The organism is Serratia sp. DFXYC6 (assembly GCF_057196085.1).
The window spans coordinates 469,808-483,863 of sequence record NZ_JBXUNV010000001.1 but is presented as its reverse complement, the minus strand read 5'-3'; the positions used below and the strand labels follow the sequence as shown (position 1 = coordinate 483,863).

Genomic DNA, 14,056 nt, shown 5'->3' with positions numbered 1-14,056 from the left:
TGGCGCTTTGACGAGAAAGGCCGCATCAGCGCGGCCTTTTTTCATTTACAGATCGTCGAGGAAGGTTTTGTCCAGCTGCTTGAAGGCGCGCTTGAGCAAATCAGCCAACGTCTGATAGGTCGGCGTGCCTTCGAGCGGCGCTACCGCCTGCCCGGCTTCCGTCAGCTTGTTGCGCACCTCATGGAACCATTGCAACAGCGTCGGCGGCAGCGGCGTAACAGAGCGGCGCCCCAGCCACCACAAGCCCTGCATCGGCAGGCTGCAAGCGAACAGCGCGGTGGCGATCGCCGGGCCGAGCTGGCCGCCGAGCGCGATCTGCCAGGTCAGCGTGAAAATCGCCAACGGCGGCATGAAACGAATAGCGAAACGGGTGGCACGCGCAACGCGGTTCTCCGGAAAGACCGGTGCCAGACGTTTGTCTGACGGCCAGGTTTTCATATAATGCTGCCCGCGCTGGAAGACCTGAAACCAGCTTACGGAACCGGACGGTTTGCTCGTCATTGCGTACCTCAACGTCACGTAAAGAAACTAAAAGCGTGCTGCCAGAGACCATACTAAAAAATTTGAAGCTTTAAATTTATTTTGTGTTTGCACCGGGCTATCGGTATCCTAAGCCGGCCTTGTGGCCGGTAGAAGATGACGTAAATTTTGTCAACTTTTAGCCCTATAAAAATCAAGATTATTTAAACCGCAGAGAAATCATCGGTTTTTCCATCATCCTGTGATTTGTGCACTTCACATGATGTTAATCATAAATGTCATCGGCACTATGCGCTACGCTTGTTGTCTGATTGACGATTAATTCACCACGTGTGTTCGATTTTCTTTTAACAACACGACTATTTAAGTAGGTACTTCCATGTCGAGTAAGCTAGTACTGGTTCTTAACTGCGGCAGTTCTTCTCTGAAATTCGCCATCATCGATGCCGTTAACGGCGACGAATTCCTCTCCGGTTTGGCCGAGTGTTTCCACCTGCCTGAAGCTCGCATCAAGTGGAAAATGGACGGCGCCAAACACGAAGCTGCCCTGGGGGCCGGCGCTGCACACAGCGAAGCGCTGAACTTCATTGTTAATACTATTCTGGCACAAAAACCAGAGCTTTCCGCGCAGCTGACCGCCATCGGCCACCGCATCGTGCACGGCGGCGAGAAGTTCACCGCCTCCGCCGTGATCAACGACGAAGTTCTGCAGGGTATCAAAGATTCCGTGCCGTTTGCACCACTGCACAACCCAGCTCACCTGATCGGCATCGCGGAAGCGCTGAAATCCTTCCCTCACCTGGCTGACAAGAACGTTGCCGTGTTCGACACCGCGTTCCACCAGACCATGCCGGAAGAATCTTACCTGTACGCCCTGCCGTACAGCCTGTATCGCGACCACGGCGTTCGCCGCTACGGCGCACACGGCACCAGCCACTTCTACGTGACTCAGGAAGCCGCGAAGATGCTGAACAAGCCGGTGGAAGAAGTGAACGTGATCACTTGCCACCTGGGCAACGGCGGTTCCGTCACCGCAGTGCGCAACGGCCAGTGCGTTGACACCTCCATGGGTCTGACCCCGCTGGAAGGCCTGGTAATGGGCACCCGCAGCGGTGACATCGATCCGGCTATCATCTTCCACCTGCACGATTCTCTGGGCATGAGCGTTGATCAGATCAACAAGATGCTGACCAAAGAATCCGGTCTGCTGGGCCTGACCGAAGTCACCAGCGACTGCCGTTACGTTGAAGACAACTACGACAGCAAAGCCGACGCCAAACGCGCCATGGACGTGTTCTGCCACCGTCTGGCCAAATACGTCGGCGCCTACAGCGCGCTGATGGAAGGCCGTCTGGACGCGGTGATCTTCACCGGCGGCATCGGCGAGAACGCCGGCATGGTGCGTGAGCTGACCCTGAACAAACTGGGCCTGCTGGGCTTCGAAATCGACCACGACCGCAACATGGCCGCTCGCTTCGGCAAATCCGGCGCCATCACCAAAGACGGCAGCCGCCTGGCGCTGGTGATCCCGACCAACGAAGAGTTGGTCATCGCGCAGGACGCATCCCGCCTGACCGCGTAATGCTCTCAAAACACCGTCAGCCCAGGCTGACGGTGTTGTTTTAGCCTCATGTTAATCGTGAAGAGGACTATTCTGTGTCACGTACTATTATGTTGATCCCCACCGGCACCAGCGTCGGCCTGACCAGCGTCAGCCTGGGTGTCATCCGCTCCATGGAGCAAAAAGGCGTTCGTCTGAGCGTGTTCAAACCTATCGCTCAACCGCGCACCGGCGACAACGCACTCGACCAGACCACCACCATCATCCGCAGCAACTCCACCATCCCGGCGGCCGAACCGCTGCGCATGGATTACGTTGAGGGCCTGCTGAGCTCCAACCAGCAAGACGTGCTGATGGAAGAGATCGTGGCGCGCTACCACGAGAACACCAAAGACGCGGAAGTGGTGCTGATCGAAGGCCTGGTGCCGACCCGCAAACACCAGTTCGCCAATGCGCTGAACTACGAGATCGCCAAAACCCTGAACGCCGAGATCGTCTTCGTGCTGGCGCTGGGCAACGACTCCCCGGCGCAGCTGAAAGAGCGCATCGAACTGGCGCGCACCAGCTTCGGCGGCAGCAAGAACAAAAACATCACCGGCGTGATCATCAACAAGCTGAACGCACCGGTCGACGATCAGGGCCGCACCCGTCCTGACCTGTCCGAAATCTTCGACGACTCCACCAAGGCCAGCATCGCCCATGTCGATCCTGCGCAGCTGTTCGCCAACAGCCCGCTGCCGGTTCTGGGCTGCGTGCCGTGGAGCTTCGATCTGATCGCCACCCGCGCCATCGACATGGCTCGCCACCTGAAGGCCCGCGTGGTCAACGAAGGCGACATCATGACCCGCCGCGTGAAGTCCGTGACCTTCTGTGCGCGCAGCATTCCGCACATGCTGGAACACTTCCGCCCAGGCTCCCTGCTGGTGACCTCCGCAGACCGTCCTGACGTACTGGTCTCCGCCTGCCTGGCGGCGATGAACGGCGTGGAAATCGGCGCTATCCTGCTGACCGGCGGCTACGCCATCGACGAGCCGATCAAGAAGCTGTGCGAACGCGCCTTCCAGACCGGCCTGCCGGTGTTCATGGTCGACACCAACACCTGGCAGACCTCGCTGAGCCTGCAGAGCTTCAACCTCGAAGTGCCGGCGGACGACCACCAGCGCATCGAGAAAGTGCAGAACTACGTGGCCAGCCACATCAGCACCGAGTGGATCGATTCGCTGACCGCCACCTCCGAGCGTTCACGCCGCCTGTCTCCACCGGCGTTCCGTTACGAGCTGACCGAACTGGCGCGTAAAGCCGGCAAGCGCATCGTGCTGCCGGAAGGCGACGAGCCGCGCACCGTGAAAGCGGCGGCCATCTGTGCCGAACGCGGCATCGCGGAATGCGTGCTGCTCGGCAACCCGGACGAGATCCAGCGCGTCGCGGCGGCGCAAGGCGTTGAGCTGGGCAAAGGCATCGAAATCGTCGATCCGGTCGCCGTGCGTGAAAACTACGTGCCGCGTCTGGTTGAGCTGCGCAAGAGCAAGGGCATGACCGAAGTGGTCGCGCGCGAGCAGCTGGAAGACAACGTGGTGCTCGGCACCCTGATGCTGGAACAAGGCGAAGTCGACGGTCTGGTCTCCGGCGCGGTTCACACCACAGCCAACACCATCCGTCCGCCGTTGCAGCTGATCAAAACCGCGCCGGGCAGCTCGCTGGTATCCTCCGTGTTCTTCATGCTGCTGCCTGACCAGGTACTGGTCTACGGCGACTGCGCGATCAACCCGGATCCGACCGCCGAGCAGCTGTCTGAAATCGCCATCCAGTCTGCGGATTCCGCCGCCGCCTTCGGCATCGAGCCGCGCGTAGCGATGATCTCCTACTCCACCGGCAACTCCGGTGCGGGCAGCGACGTCGAGAAAGTGCGCGAAGCGACCCGTCTGGCGCAGGAAAAACGCCCGGACCTGATCATCGACGGCCCGCTGCAGTACGACGCCGCCATCATGGCCGACGTTGCCAAATCCAAGGCGCCGAACTCACCGGTGGCCGGCCAGGCGACCGTGTTCATCTTCCCGGATCTGAACACCGGCAACACCACCTACAAAGCGGTACAGCGTTCCGCTGACCTGGTCTCCATTGGGCCGATGCTGCAAGGCATGCGCAAGCCGGTGAACGACCTGTCGCGCGGCGCACTGGTTGACGATATCGTCTACACCGTTGCGCTGACGGCGATCCAGTCTTCCCAGGCTGACGCTGCCGCCGCCAAGGCCTGATATTCTTCAGGTTGAGCGATAAAAAAGCGCCGGTCATTGACCGGCGCTTTTCTTTTGCGTTCCCTAACGCGCCAGCAACTGCCCGGCGGCCTCCAGAATATGTTCGGCGGTCAGACCATACTCCTGCTGTAAAAACGCCTGGGTGCCCACCTGGCCGTAACGCTCCTTCACCCCCACGCGCCGCATCGGCGTCGGGCACTCCTCCGCCAACACCTCCGCCACCGCCGATCCCAGCCCGTTATGAATGCTGTGGTTTTCACAGGTGACGATGCGTCCGGTCTTGGCCGCGTAGGTTTTGATCAGTTCACGGTCGATAGGCTTGAGGGTGAACATATCGATCACCGCCGCGCTGACACCTTGCCGCGCCAGCATCTCCGCCGCCTTCAGCGCCTCCGCCACCATGATGCCGTTGGCGATCAGCGTGATATCGTCGCCGTCGCGCAGCAGGTTGCCCTTGCCGATGGTAAAGCGCGAGCCGTCCTGGTAGATGCGCGTCGCCTGCTTGCGGATGGTGCGCACCCAGTAGAAGCCGCGCAGATCCATCAGCTGGCGCAGAATGTCGGCGAACATGGTGGCGTCGGTCACCTCCAGCACCACCGAATGCGCCAGCCCGCGCACGATGCCCATGTCTTCGAACGACATGTGAGTGCCGCCGTTGTGGCAGGCGCTCACCCCCGCGTCGGAGGCGATCACCTTGACGTTGTTGCGCTGGTAATCCAGCGACATGAACAGCTGATCGAAACAGCGGCGGCTGGCGAAGGCGGTAAAGGTGTGCACGAACGGCACCCGGCCGGTGAGCGACAGCCCGGCGGCGACGCCGATCACGTTGGCCTCCATGATGCCGCAGTTGATCACGTGCTGCGGGTGATCCTTGTGCACGCCGTCCATCGCCATCGAGCTCATCAAATCCGCCTCCAGCGCGATGATCGGCGCGCCCGCTTCAATCTGCCGCCGCACCGCGCCGGCGTAGACTTTGCGCATTTCGACGGTGTCGTTTTCCAACTGCGTCACTACGTTAAACATGGGCGGCCTCCAGTTCGGCGATGGCTTTTTCGATCTCCAGCTGCACGTCCGGCGTCAGGCGCAGGTGGTGTGAGTTCGACAGGTTTTCCAGATAGGTCACGCCCTGTCCCTTGATGCTGTCGAGCACGATCGCCAGCGGCCGCTGTTCACCGCCGCGCGCCGGCGCTACCGCCGCCAGCAGCGCCGCGATGTCGTCACCCTTGACAGTCTGCACCTCAAAGCCGAAGGCGCGGAACTTGGCGGCCAGATCGAACGGTTGGATCACCTCGTCCAGCGCGCCGTCCAGCTGTTGCTTGTTGTAATCGATGAACAGCGTCAGGTTGTTCAGGTTGTGGTGGGCGATAAACTGGAACGCCTCCCAGCACTGCCCTTCGTTCAGCTCCCCGTCGCCGAGGATGCTGAACACCCGGTTGCGCCGCCCCGCCAGCCGGTGGGACAACGCCATGCCGGCGGCGATCGACACACCCTGCCCCAGTGAGCCGGTGGTGGCGTCCACGCCGCGCGTGCGCAGCCGGTCCGGGTGGCTCGGCAGGCGCGTGCCGTTCTGGTTGAGGGTCTTCAGTTCCGCCAGCGGGAAGTAGCCCTTGATCGCCAGCGTGCTGTACAACGCCGGGCCGGCGTGCCCTTTCGACAGCACGAAGTCATCGCGCTCCGGCCAGTCCGGATCCGCCGGATCGATGCGCATCACGCCGCCGTACAGCACCGCCAGCGTCTCCACCACCGACATGCAGCCGCCATAGTGGCCGAAGCCCAGCCCGGTCAGCGCTTTCAGCGTTTCCAGGCGGATCGCGCGCGCCAGGGCACGCAGCTCTTCAATTTCCGTTTCGCTCGTTGTGTCGTTCATCACTCTGCCCTCGTTATTTCTCGACGCGGTCAGCGGCCGGCGCGCCTTTGCGTTTTCCCAGGAAGTTATGCGCCACCAGCAGCGCGAACACGGCGACAATCGCCAGCATGATCATCTCTTTCGACATAAAGCGTGCCATATTGCCCAGCAGGATGCCGATCGCGCCGAAGTCGGCGTCGGAGAAGGTGGTGTTGGCAAAACCCAGCGCCCCCAGCACCGGCAGCAGCAGCACCGGCAGGAAGGTGATCAGCAGCCCGTTGGCAAAGGCGCCCAGCATCGCGCCGCGCCGCCCGCCGGTCGCGTTGCCGAACACCCCGGCGGTAGCGCCGGTGAAGAAATGCGGCACCACGCCGGGCAGGATCAGCACCATCTTCAGTTGCCCCAGCAGGAACAGCCCGGCCAACCCGCCAAGGAAGCTGAACAGGAAGCCGATCAGCACCGCGTTGGGGGCATAGGGATAAACCACCGGACAATCCAACGCCGGCCGCGCGTTAGGCACCAGTTTTTCCGAGAAGCCGGTGAACGCCGGCACGATCTCCGCCAGAATCAAGCGCACGCCCTGCAGAATGATGAACACCCCGGCGGCGAAGGTGATGGCCTGGATAATCGAATACACCAGGTAGTTCTGGCCGCCGCTGAGCTCGCTTTCCACATAGGCCCGCCCGGCGCAGATCGCCAGGATCAGATAGATGACGATCATGGTCATCGAGATCGAAATAGAACTGTCGCGCAGGAAGCTGAGATTTTTCGGTAGGTTCATCTCCTCGGTTGAGCGCGAATTTTTGCCCACCTTCGAGCCGATCCAGCCGGACAACACATAGCCCAGGGTGCCGAAGTGGCCGAAAGCGATATCGTCGTTGCCGGTGATGCGGCGCATATAGCGCTGGGCAATCGCCGGGAAGAACGCCATCACCAGCCCCAGGGTCAACGCGCCGGTAAACACCAGCTGCACGCCCTCGAAGCCTGCCACCGTCAGGATGATGCCGATCATGCAGGCCATGTAGAAGGTGTGGTGGCCGGTGAGGAAGATGTATTTCAGCCGGGTGAAGCGCGCCACCACGATGTTCGCCACCATGCCGAACGCCATGATCAAGGCGGTGGAAGCGCCGTATTTCTCCAGCGCGATAGAGACGATCGCTTCGTTGTTCGGAATGATGCCCTGAATATTAAACGCGTGTTCGAACATGCCGCCCAACGGATTGAGCGACCCGACCAATACCGTGGCGCCGCCGCCCAACACGATAAAGCCGAGAATGGTTTTTACCGTGCCTTTCACCACGTCGGAAAAGGATTTCTTTTGCGCCAGCAAACCGATCAGCGCAATAAGCCCGACCAGCACCGAAGGCACCTTTAATATATCCACCACAAACTTGAGCGTTTCCTGGATAAACATATCCACCTCGCCAATCGTTTTATTCAGAGGATTGAGTGGGCTTCGAAGTAAGCGCGCAGCTTGGCTTCCAGCTCATTGATGTCGATGATGTTGCTGATCACCACCAGCTGCTCGGCCGGCACGCTGGCGCTGTCGGCAATGTCTTTTGCCATCACGAACACGTCGGCCGCGCCGGGAGTGGCGGACGACAGATCGGAGTGTTCAACCTCGGCCTCCACCCCCATCTTTTTCAGCACCTTTTTAATGTTCATTTCCACCATAAAGCTGCTGCCGAGACCTGAACCGCAAATCGCCATGATTTTCATGATATCCACCTGTTGAATTTAGCGTGTAGGGTAGCGCCGCCGGTCATATTCCCGGCGTTGTTAGCATTAATAATGTTCCTGGTGATTAAACGTTAATAGCGGGCGATAATATCCTCGATTTGCCGTTTATCTTTGGCGTGAAATAACGCCTCCATGGCCTGGTTATCGGAAAATAATTCCGCCAGTTGCGAAATCAATTCGATGTGGCTGTTGCCGTCGGGTGCGGAAAGCATCACCACCACCTGAACCGGATCGTTATCCGCGGAATGAAAGTTCACCCCCTGATGGATCTTCAACAGCGATAACCCCAGCGCGCTGGCGCCTTCCTCCGGCCGGGCGTGTGGCATGGCGATGCCCGGCGCCAGGACAAAGTAAGGGCCGAGCTTCTCCTGCTGATGAAAGATGGCCGTCAGGTAATTCGGCGTAATCACACCGTCTTGCAGCAGCGGCTGCGCGCTCAGCGTTACCGCCTGGCGCCAGTCCTCCACCCGTTCGCACAGCTGTATATGATCGGCGGTCAGCCACTCTTTCAGCACGTTATCCTCCCGAGAGTCGATGATTGCGGCCGGTGATTAATTCACCGGCGACGGTAAAACTTTAATCAACCCCTCCTGGCCACACAGTGATGGATATCACAAAGATAGCGCTACCAAAGCGCTATCATGCAGATCTGTGATAGCGCTATCAAAACGCCGTGCTGCGGTATGACGTTAACCACAATTTTTTCTCGCTCTTTCGGGTAACGGGGTAGAATGTGCCGCATACGGGGATCGTCGAAGCCGCGCCGTCGGCTTCCCACCCTCACCATTTTTATGCGCCGCGCGCGCATTTCAGTCGGGATTTGGCATGTCGATCGGTAAAAAACGACGCAGCACGGGCAGGGTGACGTTGGCTGATGTAGCGCAGCTGGCGGGCGTCGGCACCATGACGGTGTCGCGCGCGCTGCGCACGCCGGAGCAGGTTTCAGACAAACTGCGCGAGAAGATTGAAGCCGCGGTGAGCGAGTTGGGGTATCTGCCCAACCTGGCCGCCAGTTCGCTGGCGTCGGCCTCCTCCTACACCATCGCCATGGTGGTGCCCAGCCTGTCCGAATCCGGCTGCGCCGAGATGTTCGCCGGCCTGCAGAAAGTGCTGCAGCCCGCCGGCTATCACATCATGCTGGCGGAGTCGCAGCACCACCTGGAACGCGAGGAGAAACTGCTGGAGACCCTGCTCTCTTACAACCTGGCGGCGGCGGTGCTGCTCAGCGTCGAGCATTCGCAAAATGCCCGCAACGCGTTGATCGCCGCCAACATTCCGGTGGTGGAGATCGGCGCCGTGCGCGCCGATCCGATCGACATGAGCATCGGCATCGATTACGTGGCGGCCATGTATCAGCTGACACAAACGGTGATCGCCAGCGGCTATCAGAATATCGGGCTGCTGTGCGCCAATCAGGAACAGTGGATTTTCCAGCAGCACCTGCAGGGCTGGCACAAGGCGCTGCTGCGCAACCATATGTCGCCGCATCGGGTGATCAACGCCGCGCAGCCCGCCAGCTTCAGCACCGGCGCGCAGCAGCTGCCGGAATTCTTGCTGGCCTGGCCGGAGCTGGACGCGCTGGTGTGCGCCTCGGACGAACTGGCGGGCGGCGCGCTGTATGAATGCCAGCGGCGGCGCATCAAGGTGCCGGACAATCTGGCGGTGGTGGGATTCGGCAACAGCGAGTTCAGCCGGGTGTGCCAGCCGCCGCTGACCACCATGACCATTCCGCATCGCGATATCGGCATTCAGGCCGGTCAGGCGCTGCTGGCGAGGCTGAACGAGCAACCCTGGCAGCCGGCAGGTTCCCTGCCCGCCACGCTGTGCCGCCGCGACAGCTGCTGAATCCACAGCATAAAAAAAGCCGGTCGATGACCGGCTTTCCTCACGCGTTGGCGTCTCAGTGGTTATCGAGCGGCTTACCGTAATCCTGCTCGTTGTTGCGCGTCAGCCACAGCGACAGCGCCTTCAGCGAATCCGGGGTAAATTCGTCGCAGCGCGCGGTGATCTCTTCCGGCGTCAGCCAGCACACTTCAGCCACTTCTTCTTCCTGCAGCGCGAACGGGCCGTGCGACACACAGCTGAACAGCGCGCCCCACACCCGGCACTGCTCTTCTTCGAAGTAGAACAGACCGTGTTCGGCGAAAGGCACGCCGGCGATGCCCAGCTCCTCTTCCGCCTCGCGGCGCGCCGAGTCCAGCACGTTTTCACCGCTTTGCACTACGCCGCCCGCCGTCGCGTCCAGCCAGCCCGGGTAGAAGTCCTTGATCTCGGTGCGACGCTGCACCAGAATTTTTCCCATCCCATCATGCACCACAATATAGGTAGCACGATGACGCAGCCGCTCCGCCCGCATCTGTTGACGACTGGATTGCGCAATCACCTCGTTTTGCTCGTCGACGATATCAACCCATTCGGTATCTGCAGCCTGACCCTGTTCCGCCATCCTCTAAAACCTTCTATTTTGGCGCGATGCATCCCGCGCGCTGGTTAATCAATGAGTGTTTTTCAAAGATTTTTATTGTGTGTGTATAAATTAGTGCGTTTAGCGTGTTAACGCCACCTCCGCGACGACCTTGCCGTCGTCGAGCGCCAGCACGCGCAAAGTGCCCCGATCCAACATGCCGTAGCTGGCCGGAAAACCCCCTTTCGGGATGCTGACCGAGCCCGGATTGAAGCAATAGATCTCACCCTGCCGCTCCGCCTGCGGCAGATGCGTATGGCCGTAGGCCAGGACGTCACCGCGGGATAACGGCGGCAGTGCCGAGGGATGATAAAGGTGACCGTGGGTCAAAAACAATCGTCTTTTTTGCAGTACAACCTGTTGCCAGGGCGCCTCGATAGGGAACGTCAGCAGCATCTGATCGACCTCGCTGTCGCAATTGCCGCGAACGGCGATGATCTTGTCGCTATAGCGATTCAATCGTTCGGCAACCTGAGCGGGCTGATACCCGGCCGGCAGCGCGTTGCGCGGGCCGTGATTCAGCAAATCGCCCAGAAGAATCAGCCAGTCGGCGCCCTGTTGTGCGAACAATTCCAGCACGCGTTCGGTAGCCGGCAGCGATCCGTGGATATCCGAGGCGAACATCAGCTTCATAACCTTGTCCTATAGAGGGAAATAAGCGCCATTTTACCGCGCCGGCGCCGTGCGGCAAACCGCCGCCCGCTCCGGTGGAGAATTGTGATCCAACTGTGCAGATAGCATCGGACGAATCCCACATAGCCTGCTATCCTTAGCTGCTATTGTTGGATCTCTGATATACCTTTGTGCGCGGCGAAGACCGCAGCAACGTGTAATGAATTACAGATCACCTTACCGCAGGAGGCAACATGATTGACCTGTATTACGCGCCTACTCCCAATGGTCACAAGATCACCTTGTTTCTGGAAGAGGTCGGCTTGCCCTACCGTATCCATCGCGTAAACATCAGCGCCGGCGAGCAGTTCAAACCGGACTTTCTGAGCATTTCTCCCAACAACAAAATCCCGGCGATTGTCGATCAGCAACCGGTGGACGGCGGCGCGCCAATCAGCCTGTTCGAGTCCGGGGAAATCCTGCTGTATCTGGCGGAGAAGACCGGCAAGCTGCTGAGCAAGGGCCTGCGCGAACGCGCCGCCACCCTGCAGTGGCTGTTCTGGCAGGTGGCCGGGTTCGGGCCGATGCTCGGGCAGAATCACCACTTTAACCACTACGCGCCGCAGCCGGTGCCTTACGCCATCGAGCGTTACCATCTGGAAACCAAACGGCTGTACGGCGTGCTGGACGCTGAACTGCAAAAACACCCGTACCTGGGCGGCGATAACTACAGCATCGCCGATATCGCCACCTACCCGTGGGTGGTGTCGCATCCGCGCCAGCGCATCGATCTGGCAGATTACCCGGCGGTGCGCAACTGGTTCGAGCGCATCAGCAACCGCCCGGCGACCGAGCGCGCCTACAAACTGGCCGAACAAGCCTAATCGCCTCCTCCGACTCCCCGTCGGCCGGGGAGTCACATCGTCCTCACGTTATCATTTCCTTACTTTCCGTGTATTCTGAACGCTAATAATCAGACCTATGGAGAATCTCTGATGTCTTTCAGTCAACCCGACGCCGTTATTCGCATTAAAAATCTGCGGCTGCGCACGTTCATCGGTATCAAGGAAGAGGAAATCAACAACCGGCAGGACGTTCTGATCAACGTGGTGATCCACTACCCGGCGGACAAGGCGCGCAACAGCGAAGACATCGCCGACGCGCTCAACTACCGCACCATCACCAAAGCGATCATCCGCCATGTGGAAGATAACCGTTTCGCGTTGCTGGAAAAATTAACGCAGGATGTGCTCGACATCGTAAAAGAACACGCCTGGGTAACCTATGCTGAAGTGGAGATAGATAAACTTCTGGCTCTGCGCTACGCCGATTCGGTCTCCATGACCATGAGCTACCGCCGGGGCTAACTCAGGGAGGTAGACCATGCGGATCCTGATCACCGGCGCAACGGGATTGATAGGCAGCAGCCTGACGGCAAGACTGCTGGCGCTTTCTCACCACATTACGGTACTGACCCGCGACGAGCGGCGCGCCCGAGCCAAACTGGGCGACCGGCCGAGCTATTGGCAAACGCTGGACGACCGGCAGTCGCTGGATGACTTCGACGCGGTGATCAACCTGGCCGGCGAACCTATCGCCGACAAGCGCTGGAGCGCGCAGCAGAAAGAGCGCCTGTGCCGCAGCCGCTGGGATCTGACCGAACGCCTGGCACAGCTGATCAAAGCCGGCAGCACACCGCCCGGCGTGCTGATTTCCGGTTCCGCCGTCGGCTACTACGGCGATCAGGGGCAGGCGGTGGTCACCGAAGAGGAGCCGCCGCACGACGAATTCACCCACCAGCTGTGCCAGCGCTGGGAAACGCTGGCGCTGCAGGCGCAGAGCGACGCCACCCGCGTCTGCCTGCTGCGCACCGGCGTGGTGCTGGCGCCACAGGGCGGCGCGCTGGCCAAAATGCTGCCGCCGTTCCGCTTCGGGCTCGGCGGCCCGATCGGCGACGGCCGCCAATATCTGCCGTGGATCCATCTCGACGACATGGTCAACGGCATTATTTATCTGCTGGATCACGCCACGCTGACCGGCCCGTTCAACATGGTCGCCCCCTACCCGGTGCATAACGAACAGTTCGCCGCCCAATTGGCCAACGTGCTCGATCGCCCGGCGTTTCTGCGGGTGCCGGCATTCGTCATGCGTTTGTTGATGGGGGAAGCGGCGGTGCTGGTACTCGGCGGCCAGCGGGCGGTGCCGAAGCGCCTGGAAGAAGCCGGCTTCCACTTCCGCTATCTGGAGTTGGAACAGGCGTTGGATGACGTTGTCAATCAGCGGGCCGAAGCCCGCTGATCTGAGGTTACTTCAACGCGCCGGACAGGAACTGCTGCAGGCGCGGGCTTTTGGGGTTGCCGAACAGCTCGGCCGGCGGCCCCTGTTCTTCAATCAACCCTTTGTGCAGGAAGATCACGTGGTTGGAAACGTGGCGCGCAAACTCCATTTCGTGCGTCACCACCACCATGGTTTTTCCCTCCTCCGCCAACTTCTGCATGATGCGCAGCACCTCGCCCACCAGTTCGGGATCCAGCGCCGACGTCGGTTCGTCAAACAGCAGCACCTCCGGCTCCATCGCCAATGCGCGGGCGATAGAGACGCGCTGCTGCTGGCCGCCCGACAGGTGCACCGGGTATTTTCCGCGCGCCCGCTCGTCGATGCCCACTTTGTCCAGGTAGCGCACCGCGCGCTCGTGCGCGTCGGCCTTGCTCAGCCCCAACACCTGCACCGGCGCTTCCATCACGTTCTCCAGCACCGTCATGTGGCTCCACAGGTTAAAGTGCTGGAATACCATGGTCAGGCGGGTACGCAACAGCTGCAGCTGCTTCTTATCGAATACCTTCAGCTGGCCGTCCTTGTCGCGCACCATGCGAATATCTTCGTTGTTCAGACTGATCGAACCTTCGCTCGGCTTCTCAAGGAAGTTGATGCAGCGCAGAAAGGTGCTTTTGCCGGAGCCGGAGGAGCCGATGATGCTGATCACATCCCCGGCGTTGGCCGCCAGCGAGACGCCCTTTAGCACTTCGTGGTCGCCATAGCGTTTGTGCAGTTCCGTGACGGCTAATTTATTCTCAGACATGGTTTTCTTCCCGTCATTT

The 14,056-nt window shown here is 60.3% G+C and carries 15 protein-coding genes; 6 read left to right on the top strand and 9 right to left on the bottom strand.

The genetic code is table 11. From position 1 onward, the window contains the following. Positions 1 to 45: 45 nt before the first annotated feature. Positions 46 to 501 carry a terminus macrodomain insulation protein YfbV gene (gene yfbV, locus AC2CGQ_RS02480; RefSeq protein WP_004936061.1) on the bottom strand — a complete coding sequence of 152 codons (456 nt, stop codon included), beginning with the start codon at positions 499 to 501 and terminating at the stop codon, positions 46 to 48. A gap of 358 nt (positions 502 to 859) precedes the next feature. On the opposite strand from yfbV, the gene ackA reads away from it, so the two are divergent. Both ackA and pta read left to right on the top strand, forming a co-directional pair. Continuing rightward, the gene (gene ackA / locus AC2CGQ_RS02475) at positions 860 to 2,062 is read left to right on the top strand and encodes an acetate kinase (protein ID WP_004936063.1); all 1,203 of its coding nucleotides are present in this window, start codon (positions 860 to 862) and stop codon (positions 2,060 to 2,062) included. Between the two features lie 74 nt (positions 2,063 to 2,136). Next, the gene (pta, locus tag AC2CGQ_RS02470) at positions 2,137 to 4,296 is read left to right on the top strand and encodes a phosphate acetyltransferase (protein ID WP_004936066.1); all 2,160 of its coding nucleotides are present in this window, start codon (positions 2,137 to 2,139) and stop codon (positions 4,294 to 4,296) included. 63 nt (positions 4,297 to 4,359) lie between these two features. Here the strand turns inward: pta and AC2CGQ_RS02465 are convergent, their stop codons facing one another. From AC2CGQ_RS02465 to AC2CGQ_RS02445, 5 genes are all read right to left on the bottom strand, one after another. Next, positions 4,360 to 5,319, bottom strand: coding sequence for a transketolase family protein (locus AC2CGQ_RS02465; protein WP_484593451.1), 960 nt, complete (start codon positions 5,317 to 5,319; stop codon positions 4,360 to 4,362). Next, positions 5,312 to 6,163 carry a transketolase gene (locus AC2CGQ_RS02460; protein WP_004936071.1) on the bottom strand — a complete coding sequence of 284 codons (852 nt, stop codon included), beginning with the start codon at positions 6,161 to 6,163 and terminating at the stop codon, positions 5,312 to 5,314. The genes AC2CGQ_RS02465 and AC2CGQ_RS02460 overlap by 8 nt, the downstream gene beginning before the upstream one ends. A 13-nt stretch (positions 6,164 to 6,176) precedes the next feature. Continuing rightward, positions 6,177 to 7,556 (bottom strand): PTS ascorbate transporter subunit IIC, encoded by a 1,380-nt coding sequence (locus tag AC2CGQ_RS02455; protein WP_004936074.1) that lies wholly within the window; start codon positions 7,554 to 7,556, stop codon positions 6,177 to 6,179. Positions 7,557 to 7,579: 23 nt separating this feature from the next. Then, positions 7,580 to 7,861, bottom strand: coding sequence for a PTS sugar transporter subunit IIB (locus tag AC2CGQ_RS02450; RefSeq protein ID WP_015378585.1), 282 nt, complete (start codon positions 7,859 to 7,861; stop codon positions 7,580 to 7,582). 92 nt (positions 7,862 to 7,953) lie between these two features. After that, positions 7,954 to 8,397 (bottom strand): PTS sugar transporter subunit IIA, encoded by a 444-nt coding sequence (locus AC2CGQ_RS02445; RefSeq protein WP_021505562.1) that lies wholly within the window; start codon positions 8,395 to 8,397, stop codon positions 7,954 to 7,956. Between the two features lie 310 nt (positions 8,398 to 8,707). Here AC2CGQ_RS02445 and AC2CGQ_RS02440 point away from each other — a divergent pair, with 310 nt between their 5' ends. Further along, complete coding sequence (locus AC2CGQ_RS02440; protein ID WP_004936083.1) at positions 8,708 to 9,727, top strand: LacI family DNA-binding transcriptional regulator; 1,020 nt, start codon at positions 8,708 to 8,710, stop codon at positions 9,725 to 9,727. A gap of 55 nt (positions 9,728 to 9,782) precedes the next feature. On the opposite strand, the gene yfcD is transcribed toward AC2CGQ_RS02440, so the two are convergent. Together yfcD and yfcE are read right to left on the bottom strand one after the other, a co-directional pair. Further along, entirely contained in the window at positions 9,783 to 10,328 is a 546-nt protein-coding gene (gene yfcD, locus AC2CGQ_RS02435) for an NUDIX hydrolase YfcD (RefSeq protein WP_004936086.1), read from the bottom strand. Positions 10,329 to 10,427: 99 nt separating this feature from the next. After that, complete coding sequence (gene yfcE, locus AC2CGQ_RS02430; RefSeq protein ID WP_004936089.1) at positions 10,428 to 10,979, bottom strand: phosphodiesterase; 552 nt, start codon at positions 10,977 to 10,979, stop codon at positions 10,428 to 10,430. A gap of 233 nt (positions 10,980 to 11,212) precedes the next feature. Here yfcE and yfcG point away from each other — a divergent pair, with 233 nt between their 5' ends. The 3 genes from yfcG (at position 11,213) to AC2CGQ_RS02415 (ending at position 13,256) form a co-directional block, all read left to right on the top strand. Next, positions 11,213 to 11,842 (top strand): GSH-dependent disulfide bond oxidoreductase, encoded by a 630-nt coding sequence (gene yfcG / locus AC2CGQ_RS02425; protein WP_004936091.1) that lies wholly within the window; start codon positions 11,213 to 11,215, stop codon positions 11,840 to 11,842. A 111-nt stretch (positions 11,843 to 11,953) separates the two neighbouring features. Continuing rightward, positions 11,954 to 12,325 carry a dihydroneopterin triphosphate 2'-epimerase gene (gene folX, locus AC2CGQ_RS02420; RefSeq protein WP_004936094.1) on the top strand — a complete coding sequence of 124 codons (372 nt, stop codon included), beginning with the start codon at positions 11,954 to 11,956 and terminating at the stop codon, positions 12,323 to 12,325. A 16-nt stretch (positions 12,326 to 12,341) separates the two neighbouring features. Next, positions 12,342 to 13,256: a TIGR01777 family oxidoreductase gene (locus AC2CGQ_RS02415; RefSeq protein WP_004936096.1), complete on the top strand. Its 915-nt coding sequence runs from the start codon at positions 12,342 to 12,344 to the stop codon at positions 13,254 to 13,256. Between the two features lie 7 nt (positions 13,257 to 13,263). Here AC2CGQ_RS02415 and hisP read toward each other — a convergent pair whose 3' ends face one another. Then, positions 13,264 to 14,037 carry a histidine ABC transporter ATP-binding protein HisP gene (gene hisP, locus AC2CGQ_RS02410; protein WP_004936098.1) on the bottom strand — a complete coding sequence of 258 codons (774 nt, stop codon included), beginning with the start codon at positions 14,035 to 14,037 and terminating at the stop codon, positions 13,264 to 13,266. Between the last annotated feature and the right edge of the window lie 19 nt (positions 14,038 to 14,056).

Bases quoted from the DNA above. Each gene is read 5' to 3' on its own strand.
- yfbV (WP_004936061.1), bottom strand. From the start codon at position 501: ATGACGAGCAAACCGTCCGGTTCCGTAAGCTGGTTTCAGGTCTTCCAG.
- ackA (WP_004936063.1), top strand. From the start codon at position 860: ATGTCGAGTAAGCTAGTACTGGTTCTTAACTGCGGCAGTTCTTCTCTG.
- AC2CGQ_RS02465 (WP_484593451.1), bottom strand. From the start codon at position 5,319: ATGTTTAACGTAGTGACGCAGTTGGAAAACGACACCGTCGAAATGCGC.
- AC2CGQ_RS02460 (WP_004936071.1), bottom strand. From the start codon at position 6,163: ATGAACGACACAACGAGCGAAACGGAAATTGAAGAGCTGCGTGCCCTG.
- AC2CGQ_RS02455 (WP_004936074.1), bottom strand. From the start codon at position 7,556: ATGTTTATCCAGGAAACGCTCAAGTTTGTGGTGGATATATTAAAGGTG.
- AC2CGQ_RS02450 (WP_015378585.1), bottom strand. From the start codon at position 7,861: ATGAAAATCATGGCGATTTGCGGTTCAGGTCTCGGCAGCAGCTTTATG.
- AC2CGQ_RS02440 (WP_004936083.1), top strand. From the start codon at position 8,708: ATGTCGATCGGTAAAAAACGACGCAGCACGGGCAGGGTGACGTTGGCT.
- yfcD (WP_004936086.1), bottom strand. From the start codon at position 10,328: ATGGCGGAACAGGGTCAGGCTGCAGATACCGAATGGGTTGATATCGTC.
- yfcE (WP_004936089.1), bottom strand. From the start codon at position 10,979: ATGAAGCTGATGTTCGCCTCGGATATCCACGGATCGCTGCCGGCTACC.
- yfcG (WP_004936091.1), top strand. From the start codon at position 11,213: ATGATTGACCTGTATTACGCGCCTACTCCCAATGGTCACAAGATCACC.
- folX (WP_004936094.1), top strand. From the start codon at position 11,954: ATGTCTTTCAGTCAACCCGACGCCGTTATTCGCATTAAAAATCTGCGG.
- AC2CGQ_RS02415 (WP_004936096.1), top strand. From the start codon at position 12,342: ATGCGGATCCTGATCACCGGCGCAACGGGATTGATAGGCAGCAGCCTG.
- hisP (WP_004936098.1), bottom strand. From the start codon at position 14,037: ATGTCTGAGAATAAATTAGCCGTCACGGAACTGCACAAACGCTATGGC.